Below are 16,583 nucleotides of genomic sequence, written 5' to 3' on the forward strand. Positions count from 1 at the left end.
TGCCTCTGCATCCGTCGCGCCGCTCCAATCTCCCATCCGACCATCCAAGCCACACCGCCCGACAGGAAAGGAGAGCCATCGTGGACGCGCTGGAAACAACCGACTGGGATCACCTGGCACATCGGCTGACCCAGCTGTCTCGGCTGAATTTCGCGCGATTCCGCGAGGCCGCTCTCGGAGGCAAAGACGCCTGGTCGGCCGAACGCGAGCTCCTCACCGAGGTGGCCCGGACCTTCCCGGAGGTGCGGGCGATGTTCATCCTCAGCGAAGACTTCCGGACCGCGGCCGTACGACGCCTGGCGCTCGACAAACGCCTCAAGCAGTGGATCCACTGCGACCCCGGCTATCCAACAACCGCCGGCGCCGAGGACACCCATCGGATCGTGCTGCCCAGGAATTCGGGGCACAAGGTCCTGTACGTCACCGACCACTTGGTCATCGACCGCCACAGCCGCGCGCTGCGGAAGCCCGACGATGCTGCACAGGCTGACCAGGTACGAGTGATCTGTGCCGACATCTTCCGCCCCCACGAGATCCGCGAGCACCCCGACGTCGACGGATGGCTCGACTGGTCTCAGCCGATCGTCTTGATCTACGGAGACGCCTGGATCCACTATCCCGGTACGACGGATCAGGCCGCGGGCATCATGCAGCGCTGGGTCGACCAGCTTGTTAACGGATCCCACGTCATCTCGAACCACCTCCTGCGACCCGACGACGCGGTCGCGGCCGCACGCGCCAACTACCTCGAGCAGGTGATCGCGAGCACCCCGGTCGACACCCTCCGGTTTCGTACCGAGGACGAGATCAAGGCCCTATTCCCGAAGCAGAAGATCTTCGCCCACAAGCCTGACCGTGACCCAGCCTGCAATCTGCAAGCCGGCAGCCTGCTGCATTCGTGGGTCGTCAGTGGCGTAGGACGCGTCACTGGATCTGTGCCGCCCACTCCTCCAACCGGCTCTGTCGGCGTCACCGAGGCCTCGGAGATCACCGGCTACAGCAGGTACCAGGTGATCGGACTGGCCGAGAACGGCCTCCTGCCGTCGACGACCGGACCGGGCAGGCGCTGGCAGTTCCAGCCTGACGAGCTACGCGAGACTGTCGCCAGCTGGCAGAAGATGAAGGCCAGAGGGCTCACGCCTCCCACCTCGCTCCCCCGGCATGAGCTGACGCCGGCCGACGATCGCGCGTGACCGATGCCGAAAAGATCGCCGAAGTCGGCCGGATCCTCGACAGTGACTGGTCGGCCGAGCAGAAGCTCGCCGCCATCCAGCACGTTCTCGGCATCGCCATCACCACACGCCAGCGCTCGATACTGCAGGCCAGCTGGAACCCGGACGACGATCCAGAAGTCCGCGGCCGCATCCCCCCCCCGTCCCCGGCTCTGACCACCGTCGCCGGCGCGGCCGCAAGAGCCAGCGAGCATCCCCACGCCGGAGGCAGGGCCGTCCGAGTCCCTGATACTCGGCACCAGGCCGCGGGCCACCTCACCACCGCGGCACGGCCCTGCTTCCCTAACCCGTCTCGTTCCAGCGACGACCCACACTCCGGCCAGTTGGACACTGGGGACATCTCGGCTGAGCAGCGACGCGAGGTCCTGGCCGCCGCCACCCTGGCCGCGTCGTACCTCCCAGCGCGGCGCGGCAAAGGCAACACGGTCGACGTCGACACGGCCTGCAAGATCCTGACCGACGCGCTCCCCGCCGCCGCAGGCCTGACCAGCGCCCGCGGTCTGGCGTCCATCAACTCCGTACGTCGCCGGCTGGCTCCCTACCGCGACCTCCCAGCCGTTCAACAGGTCGAAGAGGACTTCAGGGAGTTCGCTGCCGCCACCGCCTAGAGTTGCTGGCCGTGCCCACTCCCCTGGACGACGCCCTCGCCATCGCGTGCCGGCATAACAACCTCGACCCCGTCGGCGCCCGGCTGATCCATCACTACAGCAACGCTGTCTACCTTCTGCCCGCCGTACCCGCGATCGCTCGAATCGCCACCGGTGCCGATCCGGGCAGGTTGCGCGCCACCCAGACCGTCACCAGCTGGCTGGGCCAGCAAGGCTTTGGCGCGACCACACCGCTATCCGGCACCGAACTCGTCGAAGTGGACGAGACGACCGCGGCGACGTTCTGGACCTACTACCCTCAACCAGAGCCAGGTACCGGCAAACCTCTGACCTCTCGGGACCTCGGCGCGCTCATCAGAGCCCTGCACGACACCGGTGAACCGCCCGCCGACCTGGTCCATTGGACGCCGCTGGAGTCCCTCGAGCGAGCGCTGAACTCGGCCGCGGCCGACACAGCGCTCCGCCCTCAGGACCGCGATTGGCTGCGGCACAGAGTCGCCGAGGTCCGGGCCGAACTCGCCGAACTCCCGTGGCCACTCGGACACGGACTCATCCACGGCGACGCGTGGGCCGGCAACCTGCTGTGGGACACCACCGGTGCGCAGCGCCCGATCCTGTGCGATTGGGACAGCGTCGGCCACGGTCCTCGCGAAGTCGACCTGATCCCGACCTGGCACGCAGCCGTCCGCTACGGCCGCGACGAGACCTGGATCGAGGCCTTCGTCACCGAGTACGGCTACGACCTGCGCGACTGGGCAGGGTTCGACGTGTTGCTCACCATGCGAGACCTTGCCCAGCTACCTGGGCCGCTTCGCAGATCAACGAACCCGCCCCACGCGGCCGCGCTCCGCCAGCGGCTCGGTGCGATCCGCGCCGGCGACCGTACGAGCACGTGGGTTGCCCTGTAGCCGCTCGTCGCGTGGCAGTCCCGACCAGGGTGATTATGCGGGCTGCTGCAGTTCCTGCAGTCTCTGCGTGATGAGGTTGGCCGACTCGTTGGTGCTGAGCGCGGTTTTCGCCAGGTTGGCCCAGGCATTTTCGTGTCCGGCGACCTCGTCAGCTCGGGTGCCGAAGAAGAACCCTAGGTAGCCATCCACGTAGACGATCGGCCGCTCGATCAGCGGACCACGTGGCGGGAAGCCGAGGAGGGTGAAGGGCCCGGTCGTGAAGCCGGCGTGCGCCTTGATGTCGAACGGCATGATCCGGATCTCCACGTTTGGCCGCTGAGCCATCGCCAGCAAGTGGGCCAGTTGCCCGGCGAACTCGGTACCACCTACACATCGGCGAACGGCGGCGGCCGAGGGCGCTGAACCGGTGGACCTGCGCTGGACTCTTGCCCAGGACCACCCCAGCTTGGGCGATCGAGATCCGCGGGTCTGCGACCATCCGCGGTTGTCCGAGGAGCGGATCAACTGGCGGATCGATGCGATCCCGGCGCGGCTCGGCTGCCATGTCCCCAAGCCTCGCACGTGGCGTGGATCCTTCGCCGCCCGCTCCGACATCTCAGCGGCTACCTCCCGCGCTGCCGGGTTGAGCACGAGAACGCCCGCACCTTCGCAGCCGAAGGTGCGGGCGTCTCCCACGTCCTGCCTGGCGCGAGTGACTCGTGGCCGAGCCTGTCCCCACTGGGCCTCCATCGAAGAGACGATCAGGCATCAGGGGAACCGAGACAGAGACGTGAGTCCATGCCAGCCAGATGTGGCTACGGGCTGGCGCGGACGCTGAGGTGTGCCGAGGAGATGCGGTCGGCACAGTCAGCTTGGGGAGCTGTTGAACTGCCCATCGTTGACCCCGGCGATGAAGGCCTCCCATTCCGATCTGGTGAACTGAAGGATCGGACTGGCGTCGCGCTGCTTGCTGTCTCGCACTGCCGCACCGCCATCGGGCAGCAAGATGACCTCGACGCAGTTGTTGTTGGGGTTACTGAAGGTCGACTTGCGCCACACCGCTGTGGTCGAGTTGGTCATCTCTCTCCTCTCGGTCACGCGCGCAGGCGCGAGGCAGTTCGTCATCACCGAGGCCCTACGCCGTCCCCCACCCCCTTAGCACGTGGTGGACGGCAGGCCCCGCGCCGAGATCCCGCCCGATCCCGGAGTTGGAGCGGCTGGCGCCCGCAGGCCTTGTTCACGACGGGTGCCAGCCGGGTCGAGGTGGAGTCCTCAGTCCCGGGGTTGCTGCACAGGGGACCTCGGGGGTCCCGGGACTGAGGAGCTCCGGACAGATGGCGGGGCCGGGACCCACCCGCGGTCGTGAGGTCGGCCGCGGGGAGGAGGATTTGAGGATGCCCGGCCCGCCCGATCAAGGTGGATCTCCGGCGATCAGGAGCCGGATTCCGGCGTCCTCCAGTGCCCGGCGGTGCTGCTCGGTGAGTGAATCCGCGGTGGTGATCGCGACGGCAGGCACGCCGTCTCGGCGCGCTGTCTCGATCAGGGACTCAATCGCCGCCGGCTGTGAATCGAGGGCCTCCATGTAGATGGCCGTCATCCGTGAGCCCGCGCGGTCAGCGAAGTCGATCAGCAGGTTGCGGGCGCGGTCTTGCTGGGCGGGCGTCATCAGGAAGGTCTCGAGGAAGTAGCCCAGCATCGCCGGGCGGTCGGCGTCGGTCACCTCATGGCTCCTCGCTGTCGATCCGGATCGCCCCGGGCACCGGCTCGATGGTCACCGGCAGCCCGAACCGTCTCGAAGACGCGGCGGCGTATCGCTCGGCCAGCTCGGGCTCGGCCTAGTAGTTAGAGATCGGGTATCTGCCGAACCAGACCCGGACACGACAGCGTTGCGCGACAGTGGCCTGGGGGGCGGTGATCGTCATCAGCCGCGGACTTCCCGCGCGATGTCGCGGAACATCACGGCGTACGCAACCGCCGCGAGGCCGATCAGGAGGTGCGGAACCGTCGTATGCGCTTGCGATAAGAGCCAGTAGCCAGTCATGAACCTGTCCCCGTTTCTCGGTCGAGTGGGGTGTCGGGCCAGGGGCAATCAGGTTGGAGCCCCGGCCCATGTGGGTGTAGGCGATTGGTTGCCTATGCCACCGAGTTTCGACCTGTTGTCGCGGGTTGCTCAGCCCATCGTGGGGGTCCAAGGTGGACCCCCACGATGCGGTGGCGGCGTTTACCGGTAGCGATGCCAGGTTTCGGCGTCGCCAGCGATGAGGCTGCGGAGCCGGTATGCCAGCTCGTCTGCGACTTCGGGTCGGCCCGACAGCCCGTCTATGACGCTGGTGACAATTTGAAGCTCGCGGATCGACCGCAGCGTCGGCCAGGTGGGCGCTGAGAGCAGGTCGAAGCCGTAGGCGGCGCTGAGTTCGTCGTACTGGTCACGTGGATCTCCGAACCGCTCCACGCCGTGGGCGGCAGGGACGAGGTCCCACTCGGGCGGTCCGATGCTGACCGAGTCCAGGTCGCCAAGCACCGTCCTTCCGTGAGCGTCGGTCAGAAGGTTGCCTGCGTGCGCGTCGCCGTGGATGACCGAGATCGGTAGCTGCCAGTCGGTGGAGGATGCGGCGGCCCGGACCGAGCGGGAGCGTTGCCGCAGCCAGTCGACGAGGTCATCCAGTTCGAGCCCTACCAGGCCTACGGCCCAGGTTCGCAGGTACCCCAAGTCGTCATCTTGAGCTGCTGCGGCGTTCTCGAGGCGGCACTGCGCGCGGCTAATGGGGTCCCAATGCGGGATCGGGAATCCGAGACCGTGAAGCGAGTGGAATGCCAGTAATGGCTCGGCGAGTTCGGCCGGGCTGTGGCGTCGACCGGGGACCTGCGGAAGGTAGGTCCAGGCGGAGGCCGTCCAGTTCGGAGTCTCGATCGGCTCCTGCAGTTCGGGAGCGAGCCGGGCTGTGGGCATGTCGAGTTCGGCTAGCCGGTGGGCGATCTTGGTGACGCGGCGGACGGTGGAACGTTTGGCTGCAGGTGCGATGCGCAGCACCAGGTTGGCGCTGGGAAGCTTGTAGACGGCGTTCATCGTGTAGCGGAGCAGTATGGCGCCGGCGGGGTCGATCCCTGCTGCGTTAGCGATGTCGTGCAGAGCTGTATCAAGACGGTCGCGTTCGCCGCTGCTGAGAGTTGTCACGTCGTAAAAGTTAGCGGCCAGCGAACGCACGCACGCGTTCAAGGACCTCGCTCACACCATCATGGGCGGCGTACGGGCGGGCCAGCGACGCCATCGCCTGAAGCCGATCGCCAGCGCGAACCGAGTCCGTCGCCAAGGCCATGTCGACGGCCAGGTGACCGGCTGTGGCCGCGCGGGCGGGTTGCGCGTCGAGGAAGTAGCCGGTCGCGACACTGATCGCGTCGAACGTGCGGCTACGCTCCTCCCCCGCACCCCTGGTCGCGTAGGAGCGTTCGGCGTGCTCGATCGCCCGTGGCGCGAAATGAGCCCGATGGTCAGCGTGGGAGGCTAGGCAGCCGTAGATCACGCCGGAGATCCCGTCCAGGTCGGCCGGCGCGAGGAAGAATCGCGCCCAGGCCGGGACGCTGCCTTCGTCGACTCTGCCGAGTTCGTCTTGAGCGCGGGCCAGGGAGTCAGACACCCTGTCCGCGGCGCCCAGCATGGCGTACGCCCAGGCGGAGTTGGCGTGCAGGACTGCGACTGCGGCGAGGTTGCCGCTGTCTTGGGCGACGATCTGCCCGAGTTGCCACAACCGCAGTGCTTCCTGCGCCCGGCCCTGGTGAATCGAGACCCGGCCAAGGCGGTAGAAGCCGCCGGCGATGAGGGCAAGTTCGTTGACCTCGCGGGCGAGGACAAGGCCGGCGGTCAAGTAGTGGCGGGCTGCTGCGTGATCGCCCAGGTCGTGACTGGCCCACCCGGCGACCTGGTACATGTCGGACAGCGCGGCCTTGAAGTCCGTCTCGGTCTGCTCCGTCGCGAACCGGCTGGCCAGCATGCCACTGGCCCACGTGAGGTAGCTGACCGCGGAATCGCGGCAGGATCCGCCACCCCGTCTCGCGTCGATCTGACGGTGCTCGTCGCGAACCGCGCGGACCAGTTCGACGTGGGCTTCGGTCACCACCGCAGGAACACTGACTGCATTGGGATGCGTGGCGCCAACGTACCCGTTCAACGCGGACGGGACGGGGCCGACCGCCAAGGCCGCCAAGGACCCGACAAACCCCGGCACGGCTCCGGGGTCCAGCAATCTGCCACTGCTGCTGGTTCCGTTGCTCGGCACGTGAGACCCCAATCCCAGTAAGCCGCGGTCAATGCCGAACCCATCCGCGATGCGCACCAGTACGTCGTACGACGTCACCAACTGCTTTCCCTGGGAGATGCTGCGGACCCGGGTCTCTGCGAGACCGGACGCGGCCGAAAGCGCGCTCCTGCTATAGCCGTGATCCCTCAGAAACAAGAACAGTGTCTGGATGTCTCGTTCTGCAAGGCATTCACGCAGTGGCCGCCCCTCATACACGCCCGAGGTCCACCATTGCGGATCTGGCCGTACCGCATGCCGCGCAACGTGCTCGGTCTCCGGGGCCATCACAGGCCCCGGATCCCACGGGTCAGGCCGGCTGTCATCATCGCCTGACCGGTGGCGACGAACCGCCACAGCTCGAGGTGCCCGGTGATGCGCTCCTCGTTAGGTCTGCGGAGGCGACGGTACCGGCCCAGCGATTTCGGCGTACCTGGGGATTCAATCGGCATGCTCATACCTGGAGAAGGCTCGATTCGCAGGCGGTCTGTGACAGATTTGGTCATGAAATCCCAGCGCTGACCTGCCGACGATCGGCTACGACCGCTGGGCACCCGGCGCACGACGTCTTGCCCTTACATGCCCAGGACCTGGCAGAGGAGTAGTAGCCGGAGGCAATGAATTCGGCGAGGACCAGCTGGTCGAGTGTCGCGGTCACGAAGTCCGCAGTCCGCTTGGCGGCGATCATAGGTTTGATCAGCCGCTGCGGCGGCACCATCCACGCCAGTCGAAGTCAGGGCACCAGACTCTTGCTCGCCGTACCGTGTAAACGACCTGCGGGTCGAGCCGCTGCAGCGCACCCACCGCCTGAGGGTCGTAACGGAACTCGCTGTCGTAGTCGTCCTCGATCAGCACTGCTCCGGACTCCCGCGCCCACTCGACAGCGGCCGTACGGCGATGTGGCATGAGTGGCACCGCGCGGCCGGCCCTGGTCAGCTCGCCCCTACCGCGACCAAACCTTGGTTCGACGAATTCGGGCCCGCGGCGAGGCCCGCCAGCCGGCCTGGACCACCGACATGCTCGGTAACTACTTCGCCTCTGCCGAGCAGCACTGAGCTCTGCCGGCTGATCTCACCTAACTGGTCAGGGTAGGTCTCGTAGCTCCTTCAGCTGCTGCTTGATGAAGTCAGCCGACTGCCGCTCGCTGAGCGCGGTCTCCCAGAGGTTCTTCCACGCCGTCCGATACAGGTCGACCTCAGCGGGCTTGTCCGCCCACCAAAACCCGAGGTAGCCGTCCACATAGACACCGGACGGCTCGATCAACGGTCCGCGCGACGGGAAGTCGAGCAACGAGAACTGACCGGTCGCCAGACCGGCGTGCTCACGGTCGAGCGGCATGACCCGGATCTCGATGCCGGGCCGCTCCGCCATCTCCAGCAGGTGGCTGAGCTGCCCGGCCATCGTCTGGGCGCCGCCGATGGCCCGGCGGAGAGCTGCCTCGCTCAGCACGACGGCGACCTCGGGTGCGCCCGACTCACGCTCGAGGATCAGCTGACGGTTCAGGCGGATCTCCAACCGGCGCTCAAGAAGGTGCGGATCCAGCTCCTTACCGGTCAACCGCTCAGCCCGCATGAGGTCGTAGGCATAGTCCCGCGTCTGCAGCAGGCCCGGGACGTAGTCGGTCTCATACCAGGCCAGCGAGGACGCGGCGGCCTCCAGGCCCACGAACAGGACAAAGTTCTCGCTGACCACGTCGGCGTACGAGCTGAGCCAGTTCTTCGCCCTCGATTGCCTGGTGTCTTTGGCCAGATCCATCAAGGCGCGGATCTGGTCGCCGTCGGTCACGCCGTACACCTGGCACGCCAGCTCGATGTCCGAGGCGCGTACCGGAGCTTCGCCGTTCTCCACCCGTGAGACCTGCGATTGGCCCATCTCGAGTCGGCGGCTCGCCTCCCGCAAGGACAGACCTGCACGTTCACGAAACGTGCGTAAGTGTCGGCCCAGCAGGTAGCGCGGAGCCGCCGAGCCGGTGGCTGTTCCCGTCGTCATCTGACCTCGTTTTCTGAGCGACCAAACATAGCAACGGTCCCCGTAGGCCCATACGAAGCCACCCTTGGCTCTACCGTAAGGCCAAAACACTGTGAATGGAACGTTCCGGAGTGGAACGTTGCATTCCGGAACGTTCCAGTGTTCACTGTGTCTCGATGCACTGAATATGGAGCGCTGACGCCGATGATGACACTGACAGGCCCCCTACGGATGCCCGACTACGTGATCGGGGCGCAGGTCAGCCGGCGCCCGGTCACGCTGAGGTTGCGCTGGAACGCACTACGCCGCGCCGCACGGCGTCGGCTCCGCCGGCGCTGGGACCGACTCAACGCCCTGTTCCGCCGTTGGCGCGATGAGGATCTGTAGTCACCGACGTGCCTCGGTCCCGGGATCTGGCGGTGGAGCCAACCCGGGTTCCTGCTCACGCCCGGCGTTCGGCACTGACGGGCCAAACACCCGTGCTCCGCTGCCTCCAACCGGAGCCCCGGCACGACCCGCTCTCCCCCGTGGGTGGATCGAGTCCAGATCCTCCCCCTCCGGGCGCCGGGACTCCAGTGCCGGTGAGCGGCTGCGGTCCTCCCCCAACCAGACAGCCGCTCACCGGCAACCCCACCGATCAATTGCGCACAACTACCGGACTGAAGGGCCACGCGCGTGATGACTAGCGACAACACCTCGACAGCAAGGCCCGGTTGGTCGCTTCCGGCCGTTGTCGTGGACAACTTGTCGCGCCCGAACATCGCCCGGGTATGGAACGCGGCCCTCGGCGGCAAGGACAATTTCGCCCTCGACCGCGCCCTGCTCGCTGACATCACCGAGGTTGCTCCGCAGTTCCGCGATCTGGCCAAGGCGAACGAGGAGTTCAAGCTCCGGGCCTGCAAACGTCTCACTCGCGAGCTCGGCATAACGCAATACCTTGAGCTCAGCTGTGGCTTGCCTGCTGAAGGCGTCTACCTCCACGAGGTCGTCACCGCGCTCAACCCCATGGCCAGGGTGCTGTACGTGGACGGCGACCCAATCGTCGTCTCCCACGCCCGTGGCCAGATCGCCGGTGACAGGCGGGCTCTCGCCCTTGAAGCCGACGCCGTCGATCCCGACCGGCTGCTTCAGCGCGACGAGGTCAGGTTTCTCGATTGGACCAAGCCGATCGCCATCATCTGCACCGCGACGCTGCACTACCACTCCGGCGAGCTAGCCGCCGCAGTCATGCAGACTTACATTGATGCTGCGCCACCCGGCTCCTGCACCGTGCTTTCCCACTTCCTCGACCCCGAGGACGCCAGCACTGGCGCGGTACGCCGGATCGAGAAGCAACTCCACGCGAGCCCAGTGGGAACCGGCGCCTTCCGCACCCTCGCCGAGATCCGAGCCCTCTTCCCCGACCAGGACCTCCTCGATCCCGGGGTCGTGCGCTGCTACCAATGGCCAGACCTCGACACCGAAGCCGCCAGCTGGATCCAGGGCTGTGTCGCCGGCGGCGTCGGCCAGAAACGGACCACCGCCTGATGAACACCAATGACACCGCCTCGGCTCCCCCGGAACGGCCGTTTGTCCCAGCTCGACCCGCTCATACCCAGCCGTGTGCCCAATGCTCCACGCCCGAGCCGGGTATTACACGATCGCCCAGGTCGCAGTGCTCAGCGATGAGGACCTCCTCGACGTACCCCGGTCTCGGGAAGCGGTCCCTTTCAGCCATCCGGACCGCTCTTCGCGGCGGCTCCCGCCCGAGCACCACACACTCCTTTCTGCACCAGCAAGCACCGCACGGTATCGACAGTTGACTGCCGGTCAGGTCACACACGCGGGGGGCGCGTTGCGGCGGATTGATAGTTCGGTTGGGACGGCGACCGTTCGCTCGCGCGGCGGCGATGAGGGGCATCGAGGCTGCGTCGGCCGACCTCGTCGGCTGACTTCGGTGCAGCAGTCGGCGCCGGTTCGGCCTAGATCGTTGGAGTTGACGCCCAGACGACGAGCGCGCCGGGTCTCAGAGTCCATTGACGCTGACGCGGCCACAAGGCGTGGTGTTTCTATCGGGTCCTGGGGTCGAGGGCCGAAGCCAGGAGACAGCACGAGGCCCTGCCGCAGGGTGGTCATCTGCGGCAGGGCCCCGGCACTGGGTTACTTCGGGATGGTGACGGTGAATGTCATTGGCTTGAACGCGAACGTGCCGCTTTTCGGGAACAGTTCGCCGGTATCGGCGGCACTGAAGGACCCGGTGGGGGCGTAGTTCACTCGCACCGACCGCGTGGATTCTGGGATCTCGAGGCTGACGGTGCGCTCGGTGAGGTAGGAGTCCTGCAGGCAGGGCAGATCCTTTTCGTTGTAGGGGATCTTGACGCCCTTGTCGTCGGTGAAGGTGATGCTCTTTGAGATGTTGATGACGGGCCGGTGGTAGCGCCAGTCGTTCGGGCCGGCCTTGTCGTAGTCGACGTTGGTGCAGGTCAGTTGGAGCCAGATCTTGCCGGGTTTCGCCCAGCCGGCCGTCGGGTTGAAGGGCACGATGTCGGCCTTGGAGAAGGTGACACCGTGCCGTACAGCGAAGCTGCCCACGGTCACCTGGGTGGTCGGGAACTGCTTGTTGAGCGCCACAGTGGTGCTGGAGCGGTAATACCCGGCCGCGGTCGTCGACGTCCGCTCACCGGTCCGCAGTGACAGCGTCTGGTCTATCCCGGCGACTCCGACCACGAGCTCGGCGTCCTGCCCGTTCGGCACGCCGGCGATGATGGTGATCGGTTCGGACGTGATCGCGGTGCCCCCGAACGTCTTGTCGGTCAGATCGAGAGCTTTGCGCCCCTTCTGTGTCTGGATCGAGAACACCGGAGGGGTGTCGAGGCTCGATGAGGATTCGCCGCGCTTGGCCTCGACGGTCAAGACGATCGCCCGCAGCTCTTCGCCGTCGGCCGGGCCCATGATGCCGTCGGCCTCGCCCGAGATCGTGTCCACGCGACCCACGTCGGTCACGGTCACCTGGAGGTTCGGGGCGATGATCTTGCCGGCCTTCGGCACGGTCCGGTCCTTGAGCTCGATCGAGTTCTCGCTGCCGAGCCGCTTCACATACCCTGCGGGGAGCGGGGGCGCCTTCGGAGCGGCTAGCTGGTCGGCGTTCTTCGGCAGGTCGGCGCCGTCGGCGCGGTAGGCCTGCCGGTTCGCCGGGAATGCGGTGCCCATTTCCTTCAGGCCGATGTTGTCGACCGTTACGGACTTGTCGGAGACGGTGGCGTCGAAGCTGTAGGCGTCCCAGACGCCGGCGTCGGGCCTCTCCAGGTGGCGCACAGGCCCGCAGAACGCGGTCCGGTCGAACTCGTCGGTGTCCTTGTCGCGGGCCAGCCAGCAGCCGGCCTTGTCACCGGTCGACGACGTGCCCTGTCCGAGATCGTTGCGCCACTGATCCTCGATCTGCTTGAGGAACGGCGCCTTCGAATCGACCTCGTGCCCGTCGAGCTGCAGCGACGGAGAGCACGCGGCCAACGTGACCACGGCAGCACTCAGGAGCACCGCGGTCCCTACGCGGGCGGCGTAGCAACGCGCGATCTGCGCCTTCGACTGACCGCTCCGCTGACTGGCCTTCGACATTGATCTGCTTCCCTTCTCGGATCTCCTCCGCCCGCTATTCGGGGCGTCTAATCGGAGAAGGCCGCTCCAGGAGCCGATCTGTGACGAACTGTGGGAAGAAAACTTTGGCGGCCGGCCGCCGCCCGACGATCAGGACCAGCTTCGAGGGCCCAGGAAGTCGAGGGCGCGGTCGAGCGCGTCTATCAGCAGATGTTCGCCGGCGAGGCTCCGAGGGTCAGGCCGGCGGCGCACCTGTTCCTAGATCTAGGGAGCCCGCCAGGGGACGAACCCGGCCAGATCTGTGAGTCCGTCGTAGGGATCGCCGGCGAGCTGACCTGGTTGCGGCGCCTCAACTTTCCAGTCTCCGTCTTGCCAGTTCAGCCTCCACCACGAGGACGCATATCCGGCTCCGGCCCGGGCGGCGATGATAATAACGGCTCGGTCTGGTGAGGCGGTGACATAGCTGTACCCGACAAGCTCAAGCTCGCTGTGGTCATTGGTTGTTGGATCGTCGGCGTCGCGCAAGTAATCGAAGTAGAGGTCTCGGTTTTGGCCAGGCGACATGATGCGCCTGAGGACCGAGAAGGTCTTCTCGCCGCTCTCATCGTCGGCTGGAGACATCGCGACGATGTAGTTGTAAGCGGCGAACAGTGCACCGATCGGTGAGCGGGCATAGCAGCGGCGCAGCCCGTCCGCGTCCTTGACATGGGGACCGTAGCTCGCGGCACCTGGCACACGGACGCCGTTGACCATGTCCCAGCTGGCATCAGGCCCGGACACGGTCGGCATCGACTGGTCGACAGAAACTGAGGATGGGCAGGCACCGCCGACGGCAGTTGTCGGTTGGGTCGCTGGCTGCTGTTTCGTGGCTGGCGTGAAGTGCGTGGTCGACGCCGTATGGCCGACAGGATCAGGCTCCGCGCCGGTACCCGCGTCAGCAGCGCAGCCGGCGACAGCGATCGGTACGACCACGACAGTGGCCAGCTTCAACAGCATTCCGAGTCTGGCTGAAGCACGGGACTGGGTAAACCACCACGTCGAGAGCACGGTCAAAATCATCGACCAAACTCGCGGCCGATGGTGACAGACACACCGCCCACTGGCAGCGATGCTGAGCAACGAACCGCCATGGTCAAGATGCCAACGTGCTTCTCCCCAGGTCGATCAGTTGCGTTACGTCGTGGTCGAGGGTGAAGGTCTGTCGGTTCAGTGTCGCGATCCGTCGGATCTTAGATGATTCCACGCCTGCGATGTCAGATTTCGCCGGCTCTTCTGCGACCTCATCTGAGATAAGTGCCGACCATCGCCAACTGTTCGGCTCGGCCGCCGGGCTCGGTGCGTGCCCCAATTCTTACTGGAGGAGCAGTGCCACCATCGGGGCTGGGATCGCCCAGATGTCGCCGTCGAGGTCGACGATGTTCTTGGTGCCAAGGAGCACGGCGCCGTACCTGCCACGCATCACTAGGGCTTCGCTGCGCCAGTTGTGGGTTACCCACTTCGCTTCGAGGGGAACGGTTCGGGTCTCGGTGCCACCACGGTGCACCGGGAGGGGCACGAAGTCGACCTCGTTGCCACTGCCACTTCTGGCGTACATGACAGCCCGTTGCTCGACGAACCGGTCGGGATGCAGCTCGTTGATAGCCCGAGCGAGTTCGAGCGCAAGATGACTATCGGTCAGGTTGATCATGCCTGGCCGCGAGTAGGTGTGACTTCGGCACCGTTCTGCGCACCGCCCGCGTGGCCGCCGGACTGACCCCTGAAAGACGCAGCGCGCCTGGCAGGCGTCTCCGCCTCGACGCTCAGCCGGATGGAGACCAAACCTGGCCGGGTGTGGGACGTGCGCGATCTGCGCCGCCTCGCGGAGGTGTTCGGGATCCCTGAGCACCTGTTCGGACTGTCGAGCCCGATCTCCGGCGTGAGCACCGCTAGCCTGAGTGCTGGTGTCGATGAGGATGGTGATCCATTGCGCCGACGCGAGCTGCTCGCGACGACCGCCGCGGTCGTGACCGGGGCGGCAGTACTGCCTCTGGGGCAGACGGCCGCCGCGCGCGGCATGGCTGACACCATCGAGGACGTGCTGTTCGGGCGAATCAAGGCCGTGCCCATTCCTGATCACCAACTGGCGGCGCAGATCGCTGCGGCGCGGGCCGACTTCCGCGCCACTCGCTACAGCCAACTGGCCCGCCGCCTGCCCAGGCTGCTCGCACAAGCAGTCGCCGGCCGCGATGCCGCCTCGACCAGCGATATGGGACAGTCGTCCACTCGGTCGGCGCAGGCCTACAGCCTGGCTACCGAACTGCTGGTCAAACTGCATGACGACGGGATGGCCTGGGCCACCGCGGACCGCGCAATTCAAGCCGCCCGGGCCGGCGACGACCCACTGACGTTGGCCGAGGCCCGACGCTTGGCGGCCACCGTAATGCGGCGAACCCACCACCGCGACGGCGCACAGCGGCTCATGCTCGACGCGGCAAGCCAACTACAGTCCGATACCGGCCTGACCGACACGGCACCGCCGCCACGTACGGCCAGTTACTTGCCGCCGCCTCCTATACAGCCGCGCTGCGCGACGACCGCGACAGCGCCTGGACGCTGCTCGGTGAGGCCGAGGCTGCCGCACGCCGGACGCGCCTCACCAAGAACGACCGCTTCAACATGCTTGAACTCGGCGTCTACAAAATCAGCGTCTCGCGGGTTCTCGGCGACTTCGGCACAGCCGTCGACTACGCCCGCCTGGTCGACCCCGCCGGCATCACCGCCCCAGAGCGCCGTGCCCGCTACTGGGAAGACACCGCCCTCGCCCTCCACGGCCGCGGCAACAGGCAAGCCGCATTCCAGGCCCTCGTCACCGCCGAACGAGACACCCCACAAGAAGTCCGGTTCCGTCCCTGGGCACAGCAACTAACCCGGGACCTGCTCTCCGGCGACCGCAGCAACAGCTTGCCCGGCGTACGGGACTTCGCCAACCGCATCGGCACGCTCTGAACATCGAGGCCACCTCGCTCGCATCTGGTGGTTTCGTGCTGCCGATCCTGACTCAGGCTCGCAACTGCTTTGCATCGAGCCGACCCCGATACCACATCCCGGCCAACATCGCTGCTGCCGCACCGAGGATCGCCGACCCCACCCCACCGGCCAACCGGACACCACCCGCTCCGACCCACGACGCGACCAGCGCCGCCGCGGCGAGACAGCACACACCGCGGCCGCTACCAGGAATCTGCGGCCAGGACCCGCCAGCGTCTGAATCCGCGAGCCCGGAGATCGCTGCACCAGCAAGCAATTCTCGTCCGAGTCGTCGGCATTTACCTGAAAACCAGCCTGCTCCAGCGCAGTCCGATACCGCGCAAGTACTGAAGCGTCGAACTCGCCACAGTACGCAACCGCGAACGGCTCCGCACCGTCCTCACTCGCGGACGCACCCTCAACAGCAAAGCCGTCAAGGTACCGCTCGCCGACATCGCGAAACCCAGCCCGGCGCAGCACTTGCCGGATCGCCTCCGCGTCACGATCCCGAGACGACCACAACGGCCGACCATCCATGCCGTACCCGAACTGCGGTTCTCCCATGACCGCCAACCGTACCCTCGCAGGATCCAGCGGATGCGGATGTCGACAGCGGTCGTGTCGGTGCACGTGTGACGTCGTCACCAACGACGGCCCAGCGGGATCCCGCCACCCTTCACCGATAGTGCAGAGAAGTTCGTCGACCGGCCACGGGCAGGCCAGGACGCGGCCAGTGAGCTGGCCGATCTGGTCGTTCACCAGGGGCTCGGAGACCCGCAGTCTGCTGGAGATGCGGTAGGTGTCCGGGCCTTCCCCGTCGAGCCATGCTTGGTGGCGCCGGACGGCGATCGCGCGGGCCTCGCCGTGGGTGGCGGCGTCGCCGGACGCGAGGATGCTTTCGATCGTGAAGGGGTTGCCCCAGCGGCTGGTGCGGCTGACAAGCACCGCGCCGGACGGTAGCCGCCGGCCGGCAGTGCGGCGGGCCTGGATCCCTGCCGTGGTCTGCACACGAGTCAC

Annotated in this window: 20 protein-coding genes; 8 read left to right on the forward strand and 12 right to left on the reverse strand. The window is 66.6% G+C overall.

All coding sequences use genetic code 11. From position 1 onward, the window contains the following. Window positions 1–80 precede the first annotated feature (80 nt). Genes AB0F43_RS31360 through AB0F43_RS31370 form a run of 3 tightly spaced genes read left to right on the forward strand, consistent with a single transcriptional unit; the run spans window position 81 to window position 2,748 of the window. Entirely contained in the window at window positions 81–1,193 is a 1,113-nt protein-coding gene (locus tag AB0F43_RS31360; protein WP_360484977.1) for an SAM-dependent methyltransferase, read from the forward strand. After that, a complete protein-coding gene (locus tag AB0F43_RS31365) occupies window positions 1,190–1,840 on the forward strand; it encodes a hypothetical protein (RefSeq protein ID WP_360484980.1) in 651 nt (216 codons plus the stop codon). Before AB0F43_RS31360 ends, AB0F43_RS31365 begins: the two co-directional genes overlap by 4 nt. Window positions 1,841–1,851: 11 nt before the next feature. After that, the gene (locus tag AB0F43_RS31370) at window positions 1,852–2,748 is read left to right on the forward strand and encodes an aminoglycoside phosphotransferase family protein (protein ID WP_360484983.1); all 897 of its coding nucleotides are present in this window, start codon (window positions 1,852–1,854) and stop codon (window positions 2,746–2,748) included. A 33-nt stretch (window positions 2,749–2,781) separates the two neighbouring features. Here AB0F43_RS31370 and AB0F43_RS31375 read toward each other — a convergent pair whose 3' ends face one another. The 5 genes from AB0F43_RS31375 to AB0F43_RS31395 form a co-directional block, all read right to left on the reverse strand. After that, window positions 2,782–3,477 (reverse strand): DUF5753 domain-containing protein, encoded by a 696-nt coding sequence (locus tag AB0F43_RS31375; protein WP_360484985.1) that lies wholly within the window; start codon window positions 3,475–3,477, stop codon window positions 2,782–2,784. A 117-nt stretch (window positions 3,478–3,594) separates the two neighbouring features. Next, window positions 3,595–3,807 (reverse strand): DUF397 domain-containing protein, encoded by a 213-nt coding sequence (locus AB0F43_RS31380; RefSeq protein WP_360484988.1) that lies wholly within the window; start codon window positions 3,805–3,807, stop codon window positions 3,595–3,597. Window positions 3,808–4,138: 331 nt separating this feature from the next. Further along, a complete protein-coding gene (locus AB0F43_RS31385; protein ID WP_360484991.1) occupies window positions 4,139–4,447 on the reverse strand; it encodes a hypothetical protein in 309 nt (102 codons plus the stop codon). 501 nt (window positions 4,448–4,948) lie between these two features. Then, a complete protein-coding gene (locus AB0F43_RS31390) occupies window positions 4,949–5,932 on the reverse strand; it encodes an aminoglycoside phosphotransferase family protein (RefSeq protein WP_360484994.1) in 984 nt (327 codons plus the stop codon). Further along, window positions 5,913–6,842 (reverse strand): hypothetical protein, encoded by a 930-nt coding sequence (locus tag AB0F43_RS31395; protein ID WP_360484997.1) that lies wholly within the window; start codon window positions 6,840–6,842, stop codon window positions 5,913–5,915. Before AB0F43_RS31395 ends, AB0F43_RS31390 begins: the two co-directional genes overlap by 20 nt. Window positions 6,843–6,870: 28 nt before the next feature. Here AB0F43_RS31395 and AB0F43_RS31400 point away from each other — a divergent pair, with 28 nt between their 5' ends. Together AB0F43_RS31400 and AB0F43_RS31405 are read left to right on the forward strand one after the other, a co-directional pair. Continuing rightward, window positions 6,871–7,005, forward strand: a complete 135-nt coding sequence (locus AB0F43_RS31400) for a hypothetical protein (RefSeq protein WP_360485000.1) — start codon at window positions 6,871–6,873, stop codon at window positions 7,003–7,005. A 27-nt stretch (window positions 7,006–7,032) separates the two neighbouring features. Next, the gene (locus AB0F43_RS31405; RefSeq protein ID WP_360485003.1) at window positions 7,033–7,158 is read left to right on the forward strand and encodes a hypothetical protein; all 126 of its coding nucleotides are present in this window, start codon (window positions 7,033–7,035) and stop codon (window positions 7,156–7,158) included. A 148-nt stretch (window positions 7,159–7,306) separates the two neighbouring features. Here AB0F43_RS31405 and AB0F43_RS31410 read toward each other — a convergent pair whose 3' ends face one another. The 3 genes from AB0F43_RS31410 to AB0F43_RS31420 all read right to left on the reverse strand — a co-directional run bounded on the left by AB0F43_RS31410 (window position 7,307) and on the right by AB0F43_RS31420 (window position 9,008). Beyond that, entirely contained in the window at window positions 7,307–7,471 is a 165-nt protein-coding gene (locus AB0F43_RS31410) for a hypothetical protein (protein ID WP_360485006.1), read from the reverse strand. Between the two features lie 244 nt (window positions 7,472–7,715). Further along, complete coding sequence (locus tag AB0F43_RS31415; RefSeq protein WP_360485009.1) at window positions 7,716–7,925, reverse strand: hypothetical protein; 210 nt, start codon at window positions 7,923–7,925, stop codon at window positions 7,716–7,718. A gap of 177 nt (window positions 7,926–8,102) precedes the next feature. After that, on the reverse strand, window positions 8,103–9,008 hold the full coding sequence (locus AB0F43_RS31420; RefSeq protein ID WP_360485012.1) for a helix-turn-helix transcriptional regulator: 906 nt from the start codon (window positions 9,006–9,008) through the stop codon (window positions 8,103–8,105). A 183-nt stretch (window positions 9,009–9,191) separates the two neighbouring features. On the opposite strand from AB0F43_RS31420, the gene AB0F43_RS31425 reads away from it, so the two are divergent. Together AB0F43_RS31425 and AB0F43_RS31430 are read left to right on the forward strand one after the other, a co-directional pair. After that, the gene (locus AB0F43_RS31425; RefSeq protein WP_360485015.1) at window positions 9,192–9,374 is read left to right on the forward strand and encodes a hypothetical protein; all 183 of its coding nucleotides are present in this window, start codon (window positions 9,192–9,194) and stop codon (window positions 9,372–9,374) included. Window positions 9,375–9,722: 348 nt separating this feature from the next. After that, window positions 9,723–10,514 carry an SAM-dependent methyltransferase gene (locus AB0F43_RS31430; RefSeq protein WP_360485018.1) on the forward strand — a complete coding sequence of 264 codons (792 nt, stop codon included), beginning with the start codon at window positions 9,723–9,725 and terminating at the stop codon, window positions 10,512–10,514. A gap of 612 nt (window positions 10,515–11,126) precedes the next feature. Here AB0F43_RS31430 and AB0F43_RS31435 read toward each other — a convergent pair. The 3 genes from AB0F43_RS31435 to AB0F43_RS31445 form a co-directional block, all read right to left on the reverse strand. Then, entirely contained in the window at window positions 11,127–12,581 is a 1,455-nt protein-coding gene (locus tag AB0F43_RS31435) for a hypothetical protein (RefSeq protein ID WP_360485021.1), read from the reverse strand. 243 nt (window positions 12,582–12,824) lie between these two features. Beyond that, on the reverse strand, window positions 12,825–13,619 hold the full coding sequence (locus AB0F43_RS31440; RefSeq protein ID WP_360485024.1) for a hypothetical protein: 795 nt from the start codon (window positions 13,617–13,619) through the stop codon (window positions 12,825–12,827). Between the two features lie 292 nt (window positions 13,620–13,911). Continuing rightward, window positions 13,912–14,247: a hypothetical protein gene (locus AB0F43_RS31445; protein WP_360485027.1), complete on the reverse strand. Its 336-nt coding sequence runs from the start codon at window positions 14,245–14,247 to the stop codon at window positions 13,912–13,914. Window positions 14,248–15,215: 968 nt separating this feature from the next. On the opposite strand from AB0F43_RS31445, the gene AB0F43_RS31450 reads away from it, so the two are divergent. Beyond that, entirely contained in the window at window positions 15,216–15,545 is a 330-nt protein-coding gene (locus AB0F43_RS31450; RefSeq protein WP_360485422.1) for a hypothetical protein, read from the forward strand. Here AB0F43_RS31450 and AB0F43_RS31455 read toward each other — a convergent pair. Continuing rightward, entirely contained in the window at window positions 15,462–16,583 is a 1,122-nt protein-coding gene (locus AB0F43_RS31455) for a DUF4326 domain-containing protein (RefSeq protein WP_360485030.1), read from the reverse strand. The genes AB0F43_RS31450 and AB0F43_RS31455 overlap by 84 nt on opposite strands.

This window comes from Kribbella sp. NPDC023972 (assembly GCF_040639075.1).
GTDB lineage: Bacteria > Actinomycetota > Actinomycetes > Propionibacteriales > Kribbellaceae > Kribbella.